Source organism: Arthrobacter sp. 9MFCol3.1 (assembly GCF_000620385.1).
In the GTDB taxonomy this organism is placed as follows: domain Bacteria; phylum Actinomycetota; class Actinomycetes; order Actinomycetales; family Micrococcaceae; genus Arthrobacter.
Window position 1 is genome coordinate 149,092 of record NZ_JIBJ01000008.1, and the last position, 20,939, is coordinate 170,030.

General features: G+C 67.8%; 19 protein-coding genes and 1 riboswitch. Of the genes, 10 read left to right on the top strand and 9 right to left on the bottom strand.

Features of this window, described 5'->3' with window-relative positions; translation table 11 throughout:
- Window positions 1–127: 127 nt before the first annotated feature.
- Together C560_RS0110500 and C560_RS0110505 are read left to right on the top strand one after the other, a co-directional pair.
- Window positions 128–679, top strand: a complete 552-nt coding sequence (locus C560_RS0110500; RefSeq protein ID WP_018774073.1) for a dihydrofolate reductase family protein — start codon at window positions 128–130, stop codon at window positions 677–679.
- A gap of 50 nt (window positions 680–729) precedes the next feature.
- Complete coding sequence (locus C560_RS0110505; RefSeq protein ID WP_026538181.1) at window positions 730–1,353, top strand: LysE family transporter; 624 nt, start codon at window positions 730–732, stop codon at window positions 1,351–1,353.
- Between the two features lie 63 nt (window positions 1,354–1,416).
- Here C560_RS0110505 and C560_RS0110510 read toward each other — a convergent pair whose 3' ends face one another.
- Window positions 1,417–2,343, bottom strand: a complete 927-nt coding sequence (locus tag C560_RS0110510) for a PaaX family transcriptional regulator (protein ID WP_026538182.1) — start codon at window positions 2,341–2,343, stop codon at window positions 1,417–1,419.
- A gap of 202 nt (window positions 2,344–2,545) precedes the next feature.
- Here C560_RS0110510 and C560_RS0110515 point away from each other — a divergent pair, with 202 nt between their 5' ends.
- From C560_RS0110515 to C560_RS0110525, 3 genes are all read left to right on the top strand, one after another.
- Window positions 2,546–3,919, top strand: coding sequence for an MFS transporter (locus C560_RS0110515; RefSeq protein WP_026538183.1), 1,374 nt, complete (start codon window positions 2,546–2,548; stop codon window positions 3,917–3,919).
- Between the two features lie 128 nt (window positions 3,920–4,047).
- Window positions 4,048–5,805, top strand: a complete 1,758-nt coding sequence (locus C560_RS0110520) for a CocE/NonD family hydrolase (protein ID WP_026538184.1) — start codon at window positions 4,048–4,050, stop codon at window positions 5,803–5,805.
- Window positions 5,802–6,284 carry a DUF3237 domain-containing protein gene (locus C560_RS0110525; RefSeq protein WP_026538185.1) on the top strand — a complete coding sequence of 161 codons (483 nt, stop codon included), beginning with the start codon at window positions 5,802–5,804 and terminating at the stop codon, window positions 6,282–6,284. Before C560_RS0110520 ends, C560_RS0110525 begins: the two co-directional genes overlap by 4 nt.
- A 106-nt stretch (window positions 6,285–6,390) precedes the next feature.
- Here the strand turns inward: C560_RS0110525 and C560_RS0110530 are convergent, their stop codons facing one another.
- From C560_RS0110530 to C560_RS0110555, 6 genes are all read right to left on the bottom strand, one after another.
- Window positions 6,391–7,977 carry an acyl-CoA synthetase gene (locus C560_RS0110530; RefSeq protein ID WP_026538186.1) on the bottom strand — a complete coding sequence of 529 codons (1,587 nt, stop codon included), beginning with the start codon at window positions 7,975–7,977 and terminating at the stop codon, window positions 6,391–6,393.
- A gap of 42 nt (window positions 7,978–8,019) precedes the next feature.
- Window positions 8,020–9,399 (bottom strand): MFS transporter, encoded by a 1,380-nt coding sequence (locus C560_RS0110535; RefSeq protein WP_026538187.1) that lies wholly within the window; start codon window positions 9,397–9,399, stop codon window positions 8,020–8,022.
- 45 nt (window positions 9,400–9,444) lie between these two features.
- On the bottom strand, window positions 9,445–9,900 hold the full coding sequence (locus C560_RS0110540) for a MaoC family dehydratase (protein ID WP_026538188.1): 456 nt from the start codon (window positions 9,898–9,900) through the stop codon (window positions 9,445–9,447).
- A 72-nt stretch (window positions 9,901–9,972) separates the two neighbouring features.
- Complete coding sequence (locus C560_RS0110545) at window positions 9,973–11,232, bottom strand: acyl-CoA dehydrogenase family protein (protein ID WP_051533095.1); 1,260 nt, start codon at window positions 11,230–11,232, stop codon at window positions 9,973–9,975.
- Window positions 11,225–12,118, bottom strand: coding sequence for an amidohydrolase family protein (locus tag C560_RS0110550; RefSeq protein WP_026538190.1), 894 nt, complete (start codon window positions 12,116–12,118; stop codon window positions 11,225–11,227). The genes C560_RS0110545 and C560_RS0110550 overlap by 8 nt, the downstream gene beginning before the upstream one ends.
- A 1-nt stretch (window position 12,119) precedes the next feature.
- Window positions 12,120–13,055 (bottom strand): SDR family NAD(P)-dependent oxidoreductase, encoded by a 936-nt coding sequence (locus C560_RS0110555; RefSeq protein ID WP_026538191.1) that lies wholly within the window; start codon window positions 13,053–13,055, stop codon window positions 12,120–12,122.
- Between the two features lie 124 nt (window positions 13,056–13,179).
- Here C560_RS0110555 and C560_RS0110560 point away from each other — a divergent pair, with 124 nt between their 5' ends.
- The 4 genes from C560_RS0110560 (at window position 13,180) to pabB (ending at window position 16,963) form a co-directional block, all read left to right on the top strand.
- Window positions 13,180–13,659 carry a MarR family winged helix-turn-helix transcriptional regulator gene (locus C560_RS0110560; protein WP_051533096.1) on the top strand — a complete coding sequence of 160 codons (480 nt, stop codon included), beginning with the start codon at window positions 13,180–13,182 and terminating at the stop codon, window positions 13,657–13,659.
- A gap of 59 nt (window positions 13,660–13,718) precedes the next feature.
- Complete coding sequence (locus C560_RS21565; protein WP_043422930.1) at window positions 13,719–14,258, top strand: NUDIX domain-containing protein; 540 nt, start codon at window positions 13,719–13,721, stop codon at window positions 14,256–14,258.
- A gap of 75 nt (window positions 14,259–14,333) precedes the next feature.
- Window positions 14,334–14,906 (top strand): low molecular weight protein-tyrosine-phosphatase, encoded by a 573-nt coding sequence (locus C560_RS0110570; RefSeq protein ID WP_026538193.1) that lies wholly within the window; start codon window positions 14,334–14,336, stop codon window positions 14,904–14,906.
- Window positions 14,903–16,963, top strand: coding sequence for an aminodeoxychorismate synthase component I (gene pabB, locus C560_RS0110575; protein ID WP_026538194.1), 2,061 nt, complete (start codon window positions 14,903–14,905; stop codon window positions 16,961–16,963). The genes C560_RS0110570 and pabB overlap by 4 nt, the downstream gene beginning before the upstream one ends.
- Window positions 16,964–16,989: 26 nt before the next feature.
- On the opposite strand, the gene cls is transcribed toward pabB, so the two are convergent.
- Window positions 16,990–18,465, bottom strand: coding sequence for a cardiolipin synthase (cls, locus tag C560_RS0110580; RefSeq protein ID WP_026538195.1), 1,476 nt, complete (start codon window positions 18,463–18,465; stop codon window positions 16,990–16,992).
- 93 nt (window positions 18,466–18,558) lie between these two features.
- Here cls and C560_RS0110585 point away from each other — a divergent pair, with 93 nt between their 5' ends.
- Window positions 18,559–19,527: an aminodeoxychorismate lyase gene (locus C560_RS0110585; RefSeq protein ID WP_026538196.1), complete on the top strand. Its 969-nt coding sequence runs from the start codon at window positions 18,559–18,561 to the stop codon at window positions 19,525–19,527.
- Window positions 19,528–19,537: 10 nt separating this feature from the next.
- Here C560_RS0110585 and C560_RS21570 read toward each other — a convergent pair whose 3' ends face one another.
- Window positions 19,538–20,503, bottom strand: coding sequence for a hypothetical protein (locus tag C560_RS21570; RefSeq protein WP_051533097.1), 966 nt, complete (start codon window positions 20,501–20,503; stop codon window positions 19,538–19,540).
- Window positions 20,504–20,821: 318 nt separating this feature from the next.
- A riboswitch (SAM riboswitch) is annotated at window positions 20,822–20,936 on the top strand.
- Window positions 20,937–20,939: the final 3 nt, after the last annotated feature.

Sequence of the window (20,939 nt, forward strand, 5' to 3'; positions counted from 1 at the left end):
ATCCTCGCGGCACAGCCGGCCTCCGGGGCGTTCGCCGTCGCGTTGCCGGCAGCCATTCCCTGCGGCCGGGTCTGCGGATAGGGTGCATTAGATACCTGCACCGGAGACCCACGGCAAGGAGAACCCCATGCGCAAATTGACGGCCGGCCTTTTCTGCTCTGTAGACGGCGTGGTTGAAGACCCGTTCAAGTGGCAATTCGACAGCTTCGACGAAGAACTGGGTGCCGGGATGGGCGAGATGATGGGCCGGATCGACACCGCACTCCTCGGCCGCGTGGGCTACCAGCAATGGGCAGACTACTGGCCCAACGCCGAAAGCGACGCCGACTTCGCCGGATTCATCAATCCGCTGCCGAAATTTGTCGCGTCCCGGACCCTGACCGGTGAGCTGGAATGGCAAAATTCGCGCCTGATCGAGGGCCCGCTGGAGGACTTCGTCGCGGCCCTGAAGAACAGCGACGGCGGAGAAATAGGGATCTTCAGCAGCATTTCCCTGGTCCACCAATTGCTGTTCGCCGGGCTGCTCGACACCCTGATGCTGATCGTTCATCCCGTAATCGCGGGCAGCGGGCGGCGGCTGTTCAACGACGGCGATCCCCTCACCCGGCTGGAGCTGCAGCGGTCCCAGCAGACCAGCAAAGGCAACATGATTCTCAGCTACGGCCTCCGCGGCGACTGACTCCCGTCATCAAACCGGGCCAGCCACGGCCGGGACCGTAAACTTACCTGGTGCAACCTTCCCTTTGGCTCGCCCTGGCCGGCGCCGGCGTCCTGATCAGCTTCACTCCCGGCGCGGGCGCCATCAACACCATGAGCAACTCCCTGAACTCGGGATTCCGCCGGTCCCTCTGGGGCATCCTGGGCCAGCAGGCCGCCCTCGTGGTGCACATCCTGATCGTGGCCCTCGGCGTCGGCGTGCTCGTGGCGAGCTCACCGGTCGCCTTCAACGTGATCCGCTACGCCGGCGCCGCCTACCTGGTCTACCTGGGCATCCGGCAGTTCCTGCACAAGCCGGACCTGGACCAGGAGAAGGCCGCCGCCCTGCGCAACGAGCCGGGCCTGTCCATGTTCCGCCGTGGCCTCTGGGTCAATCTGCTCAACCCCAAAGCCGTGGTCTTCTTCCTGGCCTTCATGCCGCAGTTCATCCGCCCGGAGCAGCCGCTGCTGCCGCAATACGTGGTCCTGGCTGCCACAGTGATCGTGATCGACATCCTGGTCATGTGGTTCTTCTTCGCGGCAGCGGCCAGGTCCTTCCAGCGCTTCACGCACGACGCCCGTGGACAAAAGGTCCTGAACCGGACGTTTGGCGGGCTCTTCGTCGGCGTCGGCGTCCTGCTGGCCGCAATCCACTAAGCGCCGCGGCCCCCGGCGTCCCGGCACCGGCGGCCGGCACCGGCGGCCGGCACCGGCAGCCGGTCAGAGCCCGGACGTCACCGAGAGGGCCTGCGCTGTTCCCGCCAGTTCGGGAGCTTCCCGGGCCACGATTTCCTCGACGTAGGCGGTGGCCGCGTCCGCGAGCCCGTCGTAGAGGCGGACAAGGAGTTCCCTGGCCTCCGTCCGCGGCCAGGCTTCCGGCAGGAGCTCGGCGGGAAGATCCGGGTCGCTCCACGGGAACGCCCGCCAGGCGTCCATCAGCTCGGTCCTGATCCTGAAGGCCTCAGCCGCGCTGACCGTTCCGGCGTCGAACCGTTCGGCCCAGGGCATGAATTTTTCGGTAAAGGGCCGGTATTGTTCCCTGAACTCCTGCGGTGACCAGGCGTCGACGAGCCGCTTGCCGCGGAGGCTCGATTCCGCGGTGCGGAAGATGACATAGTCGTCCACGCCGTAGCCCTTGCAGGTTTCTTCGAGTTCCTCGGAGTGGTCACGCGGAGAGACCCACAGCGCCCCGAACAGCGGCGCGAACCCGCGCCAACGCAAACGTGACCGGAACATTTCGCGGACATCCCGTGACGTCTCCGGAATGGAGAACGCGATGACGGTCCAGTTGCCGTCCCATTGACGGGACTGTTCGCCGAAGACGGAGACCTGCTCCAGGCCGTGGCGGAGCCGGTTGCGCGCTCCCGGAGAGATGCGGTAGCGCGACGTTCGCCCGGCACTGGACTGTTCGAGTACGCCCCGGGACGCCAGTCGGCTCAACGCCGTCGCTGACGCTGAGGCAGTGATTCCCAAGCCCGCGGCCAGGGCGGCGATGAGCCGGGACGGCAGCCATTCCTCGGTCTTGAACCAGTAGTCAACCAGCAAAGTGAGTAGCTGATGCTGGGTGGACGGCCCCTTCAAAGGCCGCGGAAAGTCGATGGCCAGGTCCGGGTCCATGCCGGGCAGGGAGGCCGGCCGCTCGCTCATCACGCCTCCATCATGCCAGTCACATCCGCCACTATTTTATTTTGCACTTAGATTGACGAGCGCCAATTTAAGTGCATACTATTGCACCAGAGTGACGGAGGCCACAGCCGACCCCGCCCGCCCTGCTCAGCATGCGAGCCCAAGATCTTCCCCCAGCCTCACCTTTCCCCTGCTAAATCCCTGCCCAACTAGGAGATCCGCAATGACCGCTGGTCCCATCGTTCCGCCGACGCCGTTGACGCCGCCCGCGGACCAGGCCCGCCCCGTTTCCCCCGAGGGAACCAATCATGCCCGCCGCGCCGCCACCGCCAGCTTTATCGGCAGCACCCTGGAGTACTACGGCTTCTTCATTTACGGCTCGGCATCCGCCCTGATCTTCAACAGGATCTTTTTCCCCGGCATCGATCCCGCCCTCGGCACCATCCTGTCCATGGCCACCATCGGCATCGGCTACGTCATCCGTCCCCTCGCGGCCAGCGTGATCGGCCATTTTGGCGACCGCATCGGACGGCGCCAGATGCTGGTCCTGACGCTTGTGGTGATGGGCGTTGCCACCTTCCTCATCGGCTGCCTGCCGCCGGCTTCCGCCATCGGCGCGGCCGCCCCGGTCCTCCTGGTCGTCCTGCGCGCACTCCAGGGCGCCTCCGCCGCAGGCGAATCCGTCGGCGCCGTCACCATGACTATGGAACACGCCCCCAGCAATAAGCGGGCCTTCTACAGCAGCTGGGTCAACACCGGAGCCGTCGCCGGGATCATGCTCGCCTCTTTGGCCTTCCTCGCGGTGTCCCTCCTCCCGCAGGAGGACCTGCTCAGCTGGGGATGGCGGCTGCCGTTCCTCGCCAGCATCCTGGTGGTCGCCGTCGGCCTCTACATCCGTCTCCGGCTGCCCGAATCCGAGGTCTTCGAAGCCGCGAAGGAAGCGGAATCCGAGAAGGAACTGCCCATCAAGGTGGTTCTCCGCGACCACTGGCGCACTATCGTCAAAGTCATCTTCTTTGGGCTCTGGAGCGTGGTGTCGTCAGTCTTCGCGGCCTTCGGGCTGGCCTACGCAACCGGAAAATTCGGAATCCCATCCGCTGCCATGCTCGGGGTCACCATCGCCACTGCCGCCTTGGGCATCATCGCCCAGCCCTACGCCGGCATCCTGGCCGACCGGATCGGCCGCAAGCCGGTCTTCATCACCGGCAACATCATTTGCTCCGTGGCCGCCTTCGCCTACTTCTGGTCCATCAGCACCGCATCCATACCGCTGATCTTCGCCAGCGGCATCCTGTTCATGACCGTGGGCTACGGGATGGTCAACCCGCTGGGCCCGGCCATGACGGCCGAAATGTTCCCGACGAAGATCCGCTACTCCGGCGCAGCCACAGCCTCGCAACTGGGCCTCGTTGTCACCGGCTTCGCCCCGGCCATCGCCGCGGCCATCGTCCAACCCGGCCCCACCGGGTGGATTCCCGTGGCCGCCTTCACCGCGGCCTGCTGCCTTGCTTCGGCAGCGGTGACCGCAATCTGGGTCAAGGAAACCTACAACGTCCCCACCGAGGCGCTGGGGACCAGGGAATCCGCCAACGCCTAAATCCTGAGTCCCGGACAGTGCGGAGGGGGCGGCCGGGCAGCATCTGGCCGCCCCCTTCCGCGCCGTCCTGATCAACCCACAGTCCTCAGACAAACCACACGCCCTGACCCACCAGTGAGGAACCTCCCATGACACCGAGCCCCGCGCTAAAACCCGTACTCATTGAACAAGACGTCGAAACCCGGATGCCGGATGGCGCCATCCTGCGGTCCACGGTGTACCGCCCTGCGGACGGGGAACCGTGCCCGGTGCTGCTGACCAGGACGCCCTACGGACGTGATCTCTCCGTCAACTCCGCCTACTTCAACCCCGCAACCGTCGCGGCTGCGGGTTACGTGGTCATCATGCAGGACTGCCGCGGGCGCTTCGGCTCCGAGGGGGTCTTCGACCCTTCCGCCAACGAAGCGGCCGACGGCGCCGCGACCGTCGAGTGGGCCGCACGGCTGCCGTACTGCAACGGTGCCGTGGGGATGTGGGGCCGGTCCTACTTCGCGGAGACCCAGTGGCGGGCGGCGGCCCTGGCCCCGAAGGGGCTCGCTGCCCTCTCCCCCGGCATTTCCGCCGGAGCCAATGCAAACAATGGCTCCCTTTACCGCGGCGGCGCCTACGAGCTCGGCAGCCGGCTGAGCTGGGGCCATGCCTCTATCTCAGCCAGCGAGCTCCTCCGCGAATATGCGGGCGACCCGGAACTGCAGGGCAAGGAATTCCAGGCGTGGCTGGATCTGGACCGCTCATTTTCCGACGGCAGCGCCTTCGACACCCTGCCGCTGCGGGAAATCTCGGCACAGCTTGGCACATTCATGAACCGTCATGTCCTTCCTTCGGCCGGAGAATCGCCGGGCAACAGCTTCACGTGCCTGTGGGACGAAGCATCCGTCAAGCCGGTGCCGTTGCCGACGCTGCACATCGGCGGCTGGTTCGACATCTTCTGCCCCAGCACCCTCTCCCAATACGCGATGCAGCTCGCACACAGCAAAACGGGAGCCGCGCCTGCGCCCCGGCTTATCGTGGGGCCCTGGGCCCACACGAACTTTTCCGCCGGTTACCCCGGTGTGAACTTCGGGCTGAATGCTGCCGGGGGCATGATGAACGGTCTCGGCGACCTTTCCGGGCTCCAGACGGCCTGGTTCGACGCCGTGCTCAAGGACGAGCCCGAACGTCTCCGCAAAGTCCCTGCCGTGCTGCTCTATTTCATGGGCGAAAACCAGTGGCGCGGTTTTGAGGAGCTGCCTTCGCCGGGCAGCCGCCGCTCCTGGTTCCTCGGCGCGGACGGGACGCTGCGGGACACGCCCGGATCCGGCGGTTCCGCCGGCTACGACTACGACCCCCTGGACCCGGTCCCCACCGCGGGCGGCGCAACCATGATCCACGGGGTGTACCCCGCGGGGCCAGCCGTGCAGCATGCCGTGGAGGCCCGAGCCGACGTCCTGACCTTTACGGCAGAGGCGTTCGAGGAGCCGGTCACGCTGTTCGGCGAGGTCAGCGCCACGTTCTTCGCGGCCTCCACCGCTGTGGACACAGACTTCGTGGTGCGGCTCTGCCGGGTCGCCCCGGATGGAACGTCCCTGGGCATTGCCGACGGCATAGTCCGCGCGTCCTGGCGGGACAGCTATGCGGGCACGGGGCTGTGGGAGGCCGGCCACGAGCCCACCCCGATCGAACCCGGCCGGCCGTACGAATACACCGTCAGTCTCTGGCAGACGGCCTGCACCTTCGCCCCCGGCGAGCGGCTCCGCGTCCAGGTCACTTCCAGCTGCCACCCGCGCTGGGACCGAAACCTCAACACGGGCAAGCTGGCCTATGACTCCGCCGAGACACTCGTAGCCCGGCAGTCCATCCTGTTCGGCGAGGACCACCCCAGCCGGCTGACGGCTGGAATTCTGTGAGCGCGCCCTCGCCTGATGCCCCGGCAGCACCGGGGCTGACCTACCTTGCGGAACTCTCCGTCACCGTCGCCGAGCCGATCGACATCGGGCCAACACCGGAGGGCCACCGGCGCGTCGTCCCGATCACCGGCGGAACGTTCAGCGGGCCGGTTCTGAACGGGCGGGTCCTCCCGGGCGGCGCGGACTACCAGCTCCTCCGGAGCGCCACGCTGACGGAGCTGGACGCCCGCTACGTCCTGGAAACCGACGACGGCGACCGGATCTTCGTGCACAATTCAGCACTGCGCCACGGAAGTGCCCGGGACATCGAACTGCTGAACTCCGGCGCCGCCGTCGACGGTTCACGGATCTATTTCCGCTGCTGGCCCCGGCTCACCACCGCGTCCCCCGCCCTGGACTGGCTGAACACCCGCCTCATGCTCGGGACGGGCGTTCGGCAGCCCGGCCGGGTGGTCATCAGGATCTTCACGGTCGATTAGCGGTGGCCCGGCCAGCCGGTCACAGGCAAGACCGGAGGCTGCTTCACCGCAGCCCCGGCCTCCTTGCGCTTCCTACGCTCGTCCCAAGGGCGTCCCCGCTCCCCCGTCAGACGTGGCCGGGCGTGAGCTTCCGCAGATCGGCCTTCCGGATCTTGCCGCTCGCGGTCCGGGGCATCTCGTCCACGAAGACGACGGATTTGGGGATCTTGTACCGCGCCAGCCGGCCCTCCAGGTGGGAGCGCAGCTGCTCTTCCGTGAGCCTGGCACCGTCCCGCAGCAGCACTACGGCGCGCGGCACCTCGCCCCACTTCTCGTCCGGCACGCCGATCACTGCGACGCTTCCGACGGCGTCGAGCTCGGCGACCGCCTGCTCCACCTCGGCCGGGTAGATATTCTCCCCGCCGGAGATGATCATGTCCTTGAGCCGGTCGGAGATGAACACGAAGCCGTCCGGGTCCTTGTAGCCCATGTCACCGGACTTGAACCAGCCGTCCCCTGTGTAGGAGTCCGCGGAGGCCTCGGGCCGGTTCCAGTACTGGTGTATGACGTTGGGACCCTTGATCTGGATCTCCCCCACCGTTCCGGGCGCGGCGGGCCCGGACGCCGGGTCGAGGGGATCGGCCACCCGGACATCGGTGAAGAAATGCGGCAGTCCCGAGGACCCGGCCTTGTCCCGGGACCGGGCCGCCGGCAGCGTCGTGGCGCCCGGGGCCGTCTCGGTCATGCCGTAGCCGTTGGAGAAGCGCAGCCCGCGGCGTTCGTAGGCTTCCAGGACCCGCATCGGCACCGCGGACCCGCCGCACGTCAGTTTGTTCAACGAACTCAGGTCCGTGGCGTCCCAGTCCGGGTGCTCGCACAGCATCTGGTAGGTGGTAGGCACCCCGCTGATGGTGGTTGCGCGGTGCTGCTGGATCAGCTCGAGCGTCCGGCGGGGATCGAACTTGGCCTCCAGCACCACGGTGCCGCCTTTGAGGAGCGTGGGCAGCACGCCCATGTCCAGGGAGGCGACATGGAACATCGGAGAGATCATGAGGGCCACGTCGGTGGAGGCGAAGTCGAAGTCGACCAGCACGTTGATGCAGTTCCACGTGATGTTGCCGTGGGTCAGGAGCGCGCCTTTGGGGTTTCCGGTGGTTCCGGAGGTGTAGAGGATCATGGCGCCGTCGTCCAGGCCCACGGGTTCGTCCGGCGGCAGGGCCGCGCCGGAGGCGATCACGGCCTCAAACGCCTCCACGGCGCTTCCCCGGCCGGCACCGCCGCCGTCGGGCACTGTTTTGGCTGGCGCTTGTGCTGTCGAATCGTCGACGACGATCCGCGACCCCACGGAGGTCTCCACCGAGCCGTGTTCGGCGAGCACCGCGAGCGCCGCCGAGTGGACCAGCACGACCGCGCCGCTGTCCCGGAGCTGGAACTGGATTTCGGGCGGGGCGAGCCGGGTGTTCAGTGGGACGAAGACCGCCCCGGCCAGGCCGGCGGCGAAGAGGGTCTCCAGGAAGGAGGGATCGTTTTCGCCCAGGTAGGCCACCCTGTCGCCTTTGACTACGCCGCGGTCCCGGAGGGCGTTGGCGAGCCGGGCGGAACGTTCCGAGAGCTCAATGTAGCTGAGCTCCTTCTCCCCTGCGATCACGGCGGTCTTGGTGCCCGACTTCGGGCGGCGCCGTTGCAGCCACGAGCCGATGCCAAAATTCTCCACGGAAAATCCTTTCTACTTAGACGGTAGCGCCAGCGGGCCGGGTTAGGACCCGACAGTCTGCAGATCGTTGTTCTTGGGCTCTCGGGTCAGCAGGATGAAGACGATCGACACGACGGACATGATGGCCAGGTACCAGACCACGGCGGCGGTGTCCTGTCCGGAGTCCTTGAAGATCTGCGCCACGATGCCCGGGGTGAACCCCGCGCCGAGAAGGGTGGCGAGCTGGTAGCCCAGTGAGGCGCCGGTGTAGCGCGAGGTGGTGCCGAACTGCTCGGACACGAACGCAGCGAGCGGGCCGAACAGGGTGGAGTGGATCATGAGGCCGATTGCGAAGGCCACGAAGATCAGCCCGATGTTGTTGGAGGACAGGAGCTGGAACATCGGCGTGAGGTAAAGGATGAAGAGCACGAGGCCGCCGATCATGACGGGCCGCCGGCCCAGCTTGTCGGAGAGCCGGCCGCCCATGATCACGAAGGCGATGGACACGAAGGAGGCTGCCGCGAAGGCGTAGAGCACGCCCTGCCGGTCCGCACCCTTGGACACGGCGTAGGTCACGGAGAACGTGGCCAGCACCACCTGGAGCGCAAACCCGGCCGCGCCGGCCAGCATGGTGAAGATCAGGGTCTTGGGCCGGCGCAGGACCTGCAGGAGGGGAATCCCGCGGCGCGCCGGCGCACTGCCCGGCACCGTCCGCCGGGTGTTGTCCCGTTCGGCCTGTTCCCGCTCGGCTTGCTCTTGTTCCAGTGCCGCCTTGAAGATGGGGCTTTCGGAGACCTTGAGCCGGACGAACATGCCGATGCCCAGGAGGACGAAGGACAGCAGGAAGGGCACGCGCCAGCCCCAGGCCAGGAACTGGTCGTTGGGCAGGGCCGCGAACGCGCCCATGACCAGGGTGCCCAGCACCGCTCCGGTGGGGGCGCCGGCGTTGACGAACGAGGCCGCGAAGCCGCGCTTGCCCGATTCGGAGTGTTCAAGCGCCATGAGGGCGGCGCCGCCCCACTCCCCGCCCACGGCAATGCCCTGGCAGACGCGAAGGGTCACCAGCATCACGGCGCCCCAGGCTCCGGCCACCGCGGCGCCGGGCACCAGCCCGATCAGGGTGGAGGCGATGCCCATGACCAGCATCGAGACAATCAGCATGTTCTTGCGTCCAAGCCTGTCGCCGAAGTGGCCGAAGATGATGCCGCCGAGGGGCCGCGCCACATAGCCGGCGGCGAATGTCCCGTACGCGGCCACCACCCCCACCCACTCGTCCGCGCCGGAGAAGAACACCTTGGGAAAGACCACGGCGGCGGCCGTTGCATAGAGCAGGAAGTCGTAATACTCGATGGTGCTGCCGAGATAGCTGGAGGCAATGACGGTCCGTGCTTCACGGCGACGCGTACCCGCGTCCATGGCCTGCAACTGCGAAATTTGGGACATCGTTGTTCCTTATGGCAGAAGGGATGGTGAAGGGGCTGTGGCGGTTTACTTGTAGAAGCGGGCGAGGAACTCGGCCACGACGGCGGGGCGTTCCTGGCCTTCGATCTCGATCGTGTTGGCCACCTTGATCTGGGCGCCGCCCTTGACCTCGGTGACCTCTGCAATGGTGGCCCGCATGCGGATGCGCGAACCCACTTTCACCGGGGACGTGAAACGGACCTTGTCGAGGCCGTAGTTGACCTTGGTGGTGACCCCGTCGACGTCGAACAGCTCGCCCCAGAACGGGATGATGAGCGAGAGGGTCAGGAAGCCGTGGGCGATCGGGGCGCCGAAAGGGCCGTCCTTGGCCCGTTCCGGGTCCACGTGGATCCACTGGTCATCGCCCGTGGCATCGGCGAATTTGTTGATCTGCTCCTGGGTGATTTCGCGGTAGTCGGTGACACCGAGATCGGTGCCCGCGAAGGTAAGCAGTTTGTCGAAGTCGACGACGAGGTTGGGCATCTTTGGCTCCTGGAGTGGTTGTGTTGGGTTGAACGACGACGGCGGCGCGCCGTTGTCAGTGGGTGAAGGGCGTCAGCGGGTGAAGGCGCTGTGGCCAGTGAGGTCCCGGCCGACGATCAGGGCATTGATCTCATGGGTGCCCTCGTAGGAGTAGACGGCCTCGGCATCGGCGTGGAACCGGGCGACGTCGGTGTCCAGCGTGATCCCGTTGCCGCCCACCACTTCGCGGGCCAGTGCGACGGTCTCGCGCATCAGCAGGGACGTCTGCATCTTGGCCAGGGCCGAGTCCTGGTCCCGGTAGATGCCCTTCTCCTGCTGCTCTGTCAGCCGGACCACCAGGGACAGCGCCGAGGTGACGTTCCCGAGCATCCGGGCCAGCTTTTCCTGGACAAGCTGGAAGGACGCGAGCGGGCGGCCGAACTGCTGCCGCCCGGTGACATACTTCAGCGCCGCCTCAAAGGCCCCGGCCGCGATGCCCGTGGCGATCCACGCGACGTCCGAGCGCATGGCCCGCAGCATCGCGGCCACGTCCCGGAACGAGTTCACGTTGTGGAGCCGCCGGGATTCCGGCACCCGGACGGCGTCGAGCGTGATGTGGGCATTCTGCATCATCCGCAGGGCCGTCTTGCCGTGGATCTTCGCCAGGGTCACGCCCGCGGCCTCACGGTCCACGAGGAAGGCCTTGACCTGCCCGTCGGCCGTGTCTCGGGCGAAGACGGCCAGGACGTCGGCCGTTGCCGCGCCGCCGATCCAGCGCTTTTCGCCGTCCAGGACCCAGGTGCCGCCGTCCGGGCCACCCTCACGCCCCTTTTCCCTGCGGGCGGTGGTGGACAGGCCGCCGGCGATGTCCGAGCCGGACTCGGGTTCGGTCAGCGAAAAAACGCCCTTGAGTGAGAAGTCGATGACCCTGGGCATCCACTCGGCCCGCTGTTCCGCGGAGGCCCCGACCCGGATGGCGGTCCGGAACAGTCCGGCCTGGGCCGTGTACCAGGTGGCCAGCGAGGCGTCCGTGCGGGCGAGTTCGAAGATCCGGAACCCCTGGTAGATGCCCCGGGCCGGCGCCTGGCCCGCACCCGGGAAGCCGGTCAGTTCCGCCGGTTCCATGAGGTCCAGATCGATCAGCGGCCGGGCGAGCTGGTCCGGGAACTCGCCACGCTCCCAGTAGTCGGCCAGGAGCGGGCGGGCCCGGGTGTCCAGGAACTCCCGCAGCCGCCCCAGCACCCTCCGCTCCCCGCCGGTGAGGAGGGACTCGGCGTCGTAGTAGTCGCAGACGCTGTAGAGGCGCTCCTGCGCTGCTTTTTGGGTCGCGGTTTCAACGCTCACCTCAGCCACCGAGCCCGAGCAGGCGGACGGCGTTGTCCTTGAGGATCTTGGGCCGGACTTCGTCCTTCAGCGGCAGGTCCGCGAAGGCGCCCAGCCATTTCTGCGGGGTGATGAGCGGGAAGTCCGTGCCGAACAGCACCTTGTCCTGCAGCACCGAGTTGGCCATCCGGACCAGGGACTCCGGGAAGTACTTCGGGGACCAGCCGGAGAGATCGATGAACACGTTGGACTTGTGCGTGGCGATCGAATTCGCCTCGTCCTGCCAGGGCACCGAGGGGTGGGCCATGATGATCTGCAGCTCCGGGAAGTCCGCGGCCACGGCGTCAAGCAGGAGCGGGTTGGAGTAGGCCAGCTTGATGCCGTACCCGCCGGGGAGCCCTGCCCCCATGCCGTTCTGTCCCGTGTGGAAGATGGCCGGCAGACCCAGGTCCTGCAGGGTTTCCCAGAGCGGGTAGAACTGCTCGCTGGAGGGGTCGAAGCCCTGCAGCGAGGGGTGGAACTTGAACCCGCGCGCGCCGAGGTCGATCGCCTGGTGCTTGGCCCCCTGGATGGCGTCGGCACCGGTGCGGGGGTCCACGCTCCCGAAGGGGATCAGTACGTCGTTGTTTCGCGCCGCCCCGGCAATGAGTTCCGGGATGCTGTTGGGCTCGTGCTTGAGCTGGGTCCGGGCGTCGACTGTGAAGACGACGGCGGCCATGTTCAGCTCCCGGTAGATCCCGGCGATCCGGTCCAGCGACGGGCGGCGGTCCTCGGCCTTGAAGTACTTGGCTGAGGCCTCGGTCAGCGCCGCCGGAAGGGACTCATGGCCGTGGCCGTCCACTTCGAGGTGGACGTGCATGTCGATCGCATCGAGCGAGGCGACGTCGATGCCGAGTTCGTAGCGCTGCGCGGACATGTCAGCGAACCTCCGCCGGTTCGGGCTGCAGTTCTTCCGGCAGCGGCAGGAAGTCCTCGCCTACACTTTGCAGCTTCTCCCCGAAGAGCGCGCCGAAGCCGTCCACGAGATCCTGGTAGCCCCAGCCGCCCTCGCGGTATTCGGTGGCGGCGGCCTCGGGGTGGGTCCAGAGCTGCAGCCGGTCACCGCCCGCGCCGATGGCCTGGCCGGTGACGCCGGCGGCAGCGTCGGAGGCGAGGAAGGCCACCAGTCCGGCGACGTCGCCGGCCGTACCAAAGCCGAGGTCGTGGCGGAAGAAGGCCGGCATGGCCTCGCCGCGCTCGTCGGCCTCGACGGCCTTCTGGAAGTACGGGACGGTCTTGGTCATGGCGGTGGCGGCCACGGGAATGACGGCGTTGGCGGTGACGCCGGCCTTCTTCATTTCCAGCGCCCAGGTGCGGACCATGCCCACGATTCCGGCCTTCGCGGCGGCGTAGTTGGTCTGGCCGAAGTTGCCGCGCTGGCCGGTCGGGGAGCCGATGGTGATGATGCGGCCGGCAATGCCGTGCTCCTTGAAGTAGCCGAAGGCCTCCCGTGCACAGGTGAAGGTGCCGCGCAGGTGGACGTTGATCACGGCGTCGAAGTCCTCGTCCGTCATCTTCAGCAGGCTCTTGTCCCGCAGGATGCCGGCGTTGGTGACCAGAATGTCCAGCCGGCCAAACTCCGTGACGGCTGCCTGCACGAGCTGCTTGGCGACGTCGGAGCTGCCCACCGGGGCAACGACGGCGGCTGCGCGGCCGCCGTCGGACTCAATCGTCCGGACGGCGTCTGCGGCGACCTCCGCGTCCACATCGTTGACGACGACGGCGGCGCCCTGCCGGGCCAGTTCCCGGGCGTAGGCCAGGCCGAGGCCCCGGCCGCTTCCAGTGACGATTGCTACTTTTCCTGACAGGCTCATTGCCGCTCCTTTGCTAGCTGCCGTGTGCATCCGTCCTTGCGGCATGGGATGCTGTTCTGCATCCATGAAAATATGGATAGTTGAAAAAGTCAATGATTTATTTTTCGGACTATTGGAGTTGGGCATGCCGACCGAAGCAGACGAACAGCTGGACATCGCGCCGACCGAGAAGCTTATGGCGGCGACCATCAGCCAGGACGCGGGCTTCCTGCTGGCCAAACTTCACGCCTCCGGCTCGGTCCTGAACAACCGCGCGCTGGCCGACTTTGGCCTCAAGGAGCGCTCCTATTCGGTGCTGGCCCTGGCCAACAGCGAGCTGGAGCCCACCCAGCGGGAGATGGCTGAATTCCTCAGCCTGGACCCCAGCCAGATCGTCGCCCTTATTGACGAGCTCGAGAAGCGCGGACTGGTGATCCGCGCGCCCGGGAAGCTGGATCGTCGCGCCAAGATCGTCTCGGCGACCGCCGAAGGGGCAGCCGTCTTCCGGCAGGCCGAGGCCGCGGCGCGGGAAGCGGAATCCACAGCGCTGGCAGGCCTTAACGGCACCGAAATCGCGGCCCTCAAAGGACTGCTGCGCAAGGCACTGTGGGGACCGGCGGCCTGAATGCGGGCCAGCCTGGCAATGGCCGTGGAATGGCCGCGGGAATTGGAGAAGGAGGAAGCGTGACCGTTCGGAGCGCCGGCATTCTGCTGTACCGCCTGGGGAGCGCATCCCCGCCCGACGGGGCGCCCCAGTCGGGCAGCACACCGCAGCTTGAGGTCTGGATAGCCCACATGGGCGGACCGTTCTGGGCCCGCAAGGACGCCCACGGCTGGTCCATCCCCAAGGGTGAATACGCCGCCGACGAGGACCCCCTGGCGGCCGCGCACCGGGAGTTCGCGGAGGAAATCGGCACGCCGGCACCGGCCGCCGAGTACCACCGGCTCGGCGACTTCCGCCAGCCCTCCGGGAAGATCATCACGGTCTTCACGGCCGAAGCGGACTTTCAGCCCGAACGAATCCTGAGCAACACCTTCGAGCTGGAGTGGCCGAGGGGATCCGGTGCGGTCAGCAGCTTCCCCGAGATCGACCGCGCCGAATGGACCGCCGAGCCCGCAGCCCGGTCCAGGCTGGTCAAGGGCCAGCTGCCCGTCCTCGACGCGCTGGTCCGGCACCTTGGGCTGGACCCGGCCGCACCCGAGCCCGGGCATGACAATAACTAAAAAACGGTTGACATCTTTTGTCATGCATCGCGGGGGTCAGCTAGCCAAGAGGCCCCGGATCGTTCATGCTTAGCTATGACCTCAATGTCGAGCCAGTACCGGATCATCGCGGTCTGCACCGGAAACATCTGCCGGTCGCCGATGGCCGAACTCATGCTGGCGGAGGCATTCCGGGCCGAGCGCCTGACCGGGGCCGTGATCGATTCCGCCGGCACCACCGCCTATGAGGCCGGCCGGCCCATCGATCCCCGGGCCGCGCGCAAACTCACGGCGCAGAACATCGCTTCGGACCGCCACGTGGCGCGCGAATGGCGGCCCGAATGGTTCGCCAGCCGGGAACTGATCCTGGCCCTCGACGTGGACCACTACGGCTGGCTCCGGCAGGCAGCACCGGACCGGGAATCCCTGGCCAAGATCCGCATGCTCCGCAGCTTCGACCCCGCCGTGGCGGACAAAGACCCGCTGGAGCAGGGCATCGAGGACCCGTGGTACGGCGGCCACACCGACTTCGACACCACCTGGAACCTCATCCGGGCCTCCCTTCCGGGGATTGTGCAGCACGTGCGCACCGAGCTTGAGCGGCAGGACGGGCAACATCACGGCAGTGACCAACCCAAGGCAGAGCAGCCGGTACGCTCTATTTCATGAGCCCCGCACCCGTCATCATCGCAATCGACGGGCGCTCCGGCTCCGGCAAGACCACCCTGGCCATCGAACTGGCGGCGCGGCTGAGGGAGCACCACAAAGTCTCGCTCTTCCACCTTGAGGACATCTATCCCGGCTGGAACGGGCTGGCGGCGGGGATCGAACGCTACGTCACCACCGTGCTTTCACCCTTGCGGCGCGGGGAGAATGCAGAATGGGTCAGCTGGGACTGGGAACGGCACTACGACGGCGAGGCCCGCACCACACGCCCGGCCGAAATCGTTCTGGTGGAGGGCGTCGGTGCCGCCGCGGCGGCCGCGGCACCCCTGCTGGACGCCGTGATCTGGGCGGACTCCTCCGACGCGGACCGCCGGGCCCGGGCGCTGGCCCGGGACGGCGACACCTACGAACCGTTTTGGGACCAGTGGGCTGCCCAGGAAGCGGAGTGGCTGGCGGCCGATGACGTCCCGGCCCGCGCGGATGTGCACGTGCTCAACCTGGCGGACGGCACCGCCCCGGACGACGTCCTGCAGGCCCTTCAGTACCTTCCCGCCGTCGCCCCGGCCCTGCTGCCCGAACTCGCCGCCCGGCGCGGGCTGCAATTGCTGGCAGAACGGATCCAGGCCCAGCCCGAGCCCGCGCAACTGTTTGCGGCGCTCTTTGGCGGTTCACCCAACGCTGTGTGGCTCGACTCCTCCCTGGACCCGGCAGGCCTGGCCCCGGAGGCTGCGGAGCGCAGCCGCTTCAGCATCCTGGCCGACGACGGCGGCCGCTTCGGCCAGGCCGTCCGGCACAGTTCCGGCCGGACCCGCGTCAGTACCGGCCAGGCCACTGTGACCACCGATGGGCCGTTCTTCCGCTGGCTCGACGGCGTGTGGGGCCGCCGCGCGCTCCGTGCACCCGAGGCCTACCCGTGCGAGTTCACCCTGGGCTGGCTCGGCTACCTCGGCTACGAACTCAAACGCGAAACCGGCGGCACCGACGTCACCGCCGCCACCCCGGACGCCTGCCTGATCTTCGCCGGCCGCGCCGTGGTCCTCGACCATGCCGAGGGCACAGCCTGGCTGCTGACCCTGGACGCGCCCGACGCCGGGGACTGGCTTGGGGCGGCCCGCACGGCCGTCACCGCGGCCGCGCCCGGGGCCGCGCCCGCTGCCCCGGCCCGGCGTGTCAGTGCCCCGCAGCCCGCCGCTCCGCGCTTCGCCGCCCGGGACACGGAAGCCGGCTACAAGGCCAAAGTCACCGAGGCGCAGCGTGAGATCGCGGAAGGAAACACCTATGAGGTCTGCCTGACCACGGTGCTCACGGCTGCCCCGCCCGCGGGGCCTCAGGGCATGGATCCGTGGCCGGCCTACCTGGACCTGCGGCGCCGCAACCCGGCCCCCTTCGCCAGTTTTCTGCGGTTCGGCGAGCTCGCCGTGGCGAGCACGTCGCCGGAGCGGTTCCTGCAGATTGCCGCGGACGGCAGGATGCGGGCAGAGCCGATCAAGGGCACCCGCCGCCGCGATCCGGAACCGGGGACGGATGCCGCCCTGCGGGAGGAGCTGGAATCGTCGGCCAAGGACCGCGCGGAAAACATCATGATCGTGGACCTGTTGCGCAATGACTTGAGCCATTTCGCCGTCCCGGGTTCGGTGGCCGTCAGCCGGCTGTGCGCGATCGAGAGCTACGCCACCGTGCACCAAATGGTGAGCACCATCGATGCCCGGTTGCGGCCCGGGATGCCGCGGGCCGAGGCCGTCGCGGCCTGCTTCCCCGCCGGTTCGATGACCGGCGCCCCAAAGGTCAGCACCATGGCCATCCTGGACCGGCTGGAGGCCGCACCGCGCGGCGTGTACTCCGGGGCGATCGGCTACTTCTCCCTGAACGGGGCCGCCGACCTCGCCGTGGCAATCCGGACCCTCGTGGTCAGGGCCCTGGGCGAGGGGGCCGCGGAGCTGAGCCTCGGCGTCGGCGGCGCCGTCACCGCCGACTCGACCCCGCAGGAGGAGTATGAGGAAATCCGGACCAAAGCGTTCGGCGTCCTCTCGGCGCTCGGCGCCGAGTTTCCCCAAGGCTGAGTTGGCTCCCCCGCCGGTGCCCCCGGCTACTGCAGGGTGGCCGTCAGCCGTGCGACGTTGTCCACGTATTTGACGCCCATCGGACGTTTCATCCAGTCCTCGAGCGTAAGTTCGCGCGAAATGCCCCGGTAGGTGTCTTCCACGGCGCTGATCCGCCGCACGATGTCCTCCCCCAGGAGCATCACCGAGACCTCCAGGTTCAGCGAGAAGGAGCGCATGTCCATGTTGCTGGAACCCAGCACGGCAACGTCGTCGTCGATCGTGAAGTGCTTGGCGTGCAGCACGAAGGGGGCCTTGTAGAGGTAGATCCGCACCCCGGCTTCAAGCAGAGCCTCATAGTAGGACTGCTGGGCGTGGTGGACCAGGAACTGGTCGCCCTTTTCCGAGACGAAGAGTTCGACGTCGACGCCGCGCTGCGCCGCCGTCGTCACCGCATACAGCAGCGAGTCGTCCGGGACGAAGTACGGGCTGCAGATCGAGATCTTGCGCTGCGCCGAGTAGATCAGCGTGTTGAAGAGCCGCAGATTGTTTTCGGTGATGAAGCCGGGGCCGCTGGGCACCACCTGGGCGGTGATGTTGCCGGCGTGCAGTTCGGGCCGGTGCGCGAGCTGTTCCTCAATGGATTCGTCGGTCTCGCTGAGCCAGTCGGTGGCGAACACGACGTTGAGCGTGGTGACGATCGGTCCACGCAGGCAGGCCATCAGCTCGACCCATTCGCGGCCGATCTTGCGGTGCTTGGGGTTGTTGTAGGAGGGCTCGATCAGGTTCTGCGATCCGGTGAAGGCGATCTCGCCGTCGATCACCATGATCTTTCGGTGGTTGCGCAGGTCCGGCCGGCGCCACTGCCCCTGCATCGGGTTGAGCGGCAGCATGGGCCGCCAGCGGATCTTGCTGGCCTTGAGCCGGGCGATCAGCTTGCGATAGCCCTTGATGCGAAGGGTGCCCAGGTGATCGAACAGGACGCGGACCTCGACGCCGCGCTCGGCGGCCTCTTCCAGCGCGGTCAGCAGATCGTCCGTGACGTGGTCCGAGCTCATGATGTAGAACTCGGCGTTGACGAAGGACTTTGCGCCGCGGACCGCCTTGGCCATCGCCTTGATGGAGTCGGGGTAGCCGGGCAGCAGTTCCACTTGGTTGCCGTCCACCATCGGCAGCGAGCCGAGTGTCTTGTTCAGTTCCGCGGCGGAAGCCACCCATTCGGGTCCGGCGTAGCGGCTCTCCAGCATCGCCAGTTCCGAGGTCCCGGCGCGAACCCGGGTATTGACCGCGTCCTGCTGCGCGCGGCGCTTGCGGGAGAGCCGGAAATTGCCGAACAGCAGGAACAAGGCCAGGCCGATGATGGGCACAATGAAGATGCCCAGCAGCCACGCCATCGCGGTGGTGGGCCGCCGGTTTCCGGGGATGATGCCCAGGGCCAGCACGCGGATGGCGAAGTCGATCACGGTCAAAATCAGAATCGCCCAGGACGGTAAAGTGTCCGCCAGCGGAAATGGCCACAGCACAGGCGAACCCCTCAAGCTACAGGCCCGCGGAACAGTTCCGGAACGGGCAACGTGCAAATCCTATCCCGGGACCGCCGAGACTAAGCTGTAGCCATGACCACTCCTGCCCCCGTTCCTGCGCCCGCGACCGTGCTGGTCTTCCTCGACCCGGCGTTCGACGGCGGCCGCGTTGCCGACGCGTCGCAGCCGCAACTGATGGCCACGGACCTGGGCGCCACCCGCGGCGACGGCGTATTCGAGTCCCTGCTGGCCGTCGGCGGCCGGCCCCGCAAGATCCAGGCGCACCTGACCCGGCTGGCCGGCTCGGCCCGGCTGCTGGAGCTGGACATCCCGGCCGAGGACGCATGGCGCCGGGCGGTGGAAACCGCCATTCGCGAGTTCCGGGGGCAGGAACTTGCCGAGGGTGCAGCGGGCGGCACGGGGCAGGATGAGGTGGTGGTGAAGCTGATTGTCACCCGCGGGCCGGAGGGCGCGGCTGCCCCCACGTGCTGGGTCCAGGCCTCCGCGCCGGCGGCCGCGGGCCGCCGGCAGCGCGAGACCGGGATCGACGTCATCCTGCTGGACCGCGGCTACGACAGTGAAGTCGGCGAGCGCGCCCCGTGGCTCCTGCTCGGCGCCAAGACCCTTTCGTACGCCGTGAACATGGCGGCGTTGCGCTACGCCCACCGGCAGGGCGCCGACGACGTCATCTTCACGTCCGCGGACGGCCGGGTGCTGGAGGGTCCGACGTCGACCGTTCTGCTGGCCCACCTGGAAACCTCGGACGACGGCGCCGGCGGCGTCCGCACCGTCCGGCGGCTCATCACTCCCCAGCTGGACAGCGGCATCCTGCCCGGCACGTCACAGGGCGCCCTGTTCACCGCCGCCAAGGCTGCCGGCTGGGAGCTGGGCTACGGCCCGCTGGAGCCGAAGGACCTGCTGGACGCCGACGCGGTCTGGCTGATCTCCAGCATCCGGCTCCTGGCCCCGGTGAACCACATCGACGGCCAGGAAATCGGCACCCCGGAACTGCGGCGCCAACTCACGGCCGAACTCAACGCCCTCTTCGCCACCATCGAATAGCAGCGCGGGATCACCCCAGGGCGTCCGCGGGCACTGCCGGGCACCGGCGGAACGAGGCTGGGTTGAACGCCGGGAGCGTGAACGTTGCCAGCACGGCGTCGAGCATTTCCGGGGCCCACGTGCTGTTCTCCCCCAGGGTCGCGCAGACACCCAGCACCACGGGCGTTCCGTCGGTACGGCGGCGGATCTGGACCTGGACCGGCCCGGTCAGCCCGAGCGTGCGGACGGCGGCCAGACCCAGCTTGCGCACATCCCCGGCCTGATCCGCCGGCACCCTCCGGCTGACTTCGTCGCTGCCGGCGCGTCCATACGGAGTCCTGGTCTTCTCGAGGACCACCGCCACCGGGGCCATCGCGTTGCGTGCCGGGGTGCCGAACACCAGGCACACGTAGTCGGCGCCCGGGATGAATTCCTGGACCAGTTGCCCCGCCGGCAGGTTCTTCCAGCTAACGGAGGCGGTTCCGGCCAGCAGGTGCACACCATGGGAGCCTTTGAAGACCCGCGGCTTGACCACCACGGGGCCGCTGAGGCCGGCGAGGGATGCCGGCGCGGCGGCGAGGTCGCCCGGAACCGCGAACCGGGGCACCGGAATGCCGGCTGCCTGCAGCGCCCAGGTGGTGAACAGCTGATCGTTGGCGAGGGCCACCGCGGCAGGATCACCCACGATGATCCGCACGTCCTGGGCGAATCCGGCGCGGGCCGCGGCCAGGACCGGGAGTTCCACGGTGAGGGTCGGAATGATGACGTTGATGGCTTCGCGGTCCACCAGCCGGCGCAGGTCAAGGATCATGTCCGGGTTCGTTGCCGGCAGGAGCCTGACCGCGGCGGCGGGGGCCTCCCCGCCCTGGCGGGTGTCGGCGCGGGTGTCGGCGCGGGCGTCGGAGCCGAGGTACGGGAGGCCCCGGGCTTCGAGCTGGGCCGCGACGGCCCGTCCGGCGGCGCTGGTAATCCCGGTAACGAGTATGCGCGGGCCCACGATTGCTCCATTCCGCCGTCACCGGCCGGACCGCGGCTGCGGCTCCGACCGTTCCAGCCACCGATTCTCAGACAGCCTGTTGATGGACAGACGAGTCGATTCACGGACTGCTCGATTCACATATGGCTCGAATCACCTGCAGCTCCGCCCGACTCGTCGGACCTAATCCCCCCAGTAGACGGCGAAACGTCCCGGCAGACACGAGTGGGCTGTACCCGAAACTGCAGCCCGCCACTACTCGCCCCGGCCACGGTCCGGTTACGGAACATGACGACGGCCGCGGTGCGGGCCGGCGTCGCAGGTGTTACGTTTTTGGGGAGTAATGAGAACCGGTGCCAAGCCCTGACTGGCCGGTCGGCAACCCTCCCTTTCGCGGCGGGGTGCCTCAGGTGAATACTCGGCATATCGACCATTCGAGCTGCAAGCGTGAAAGAGG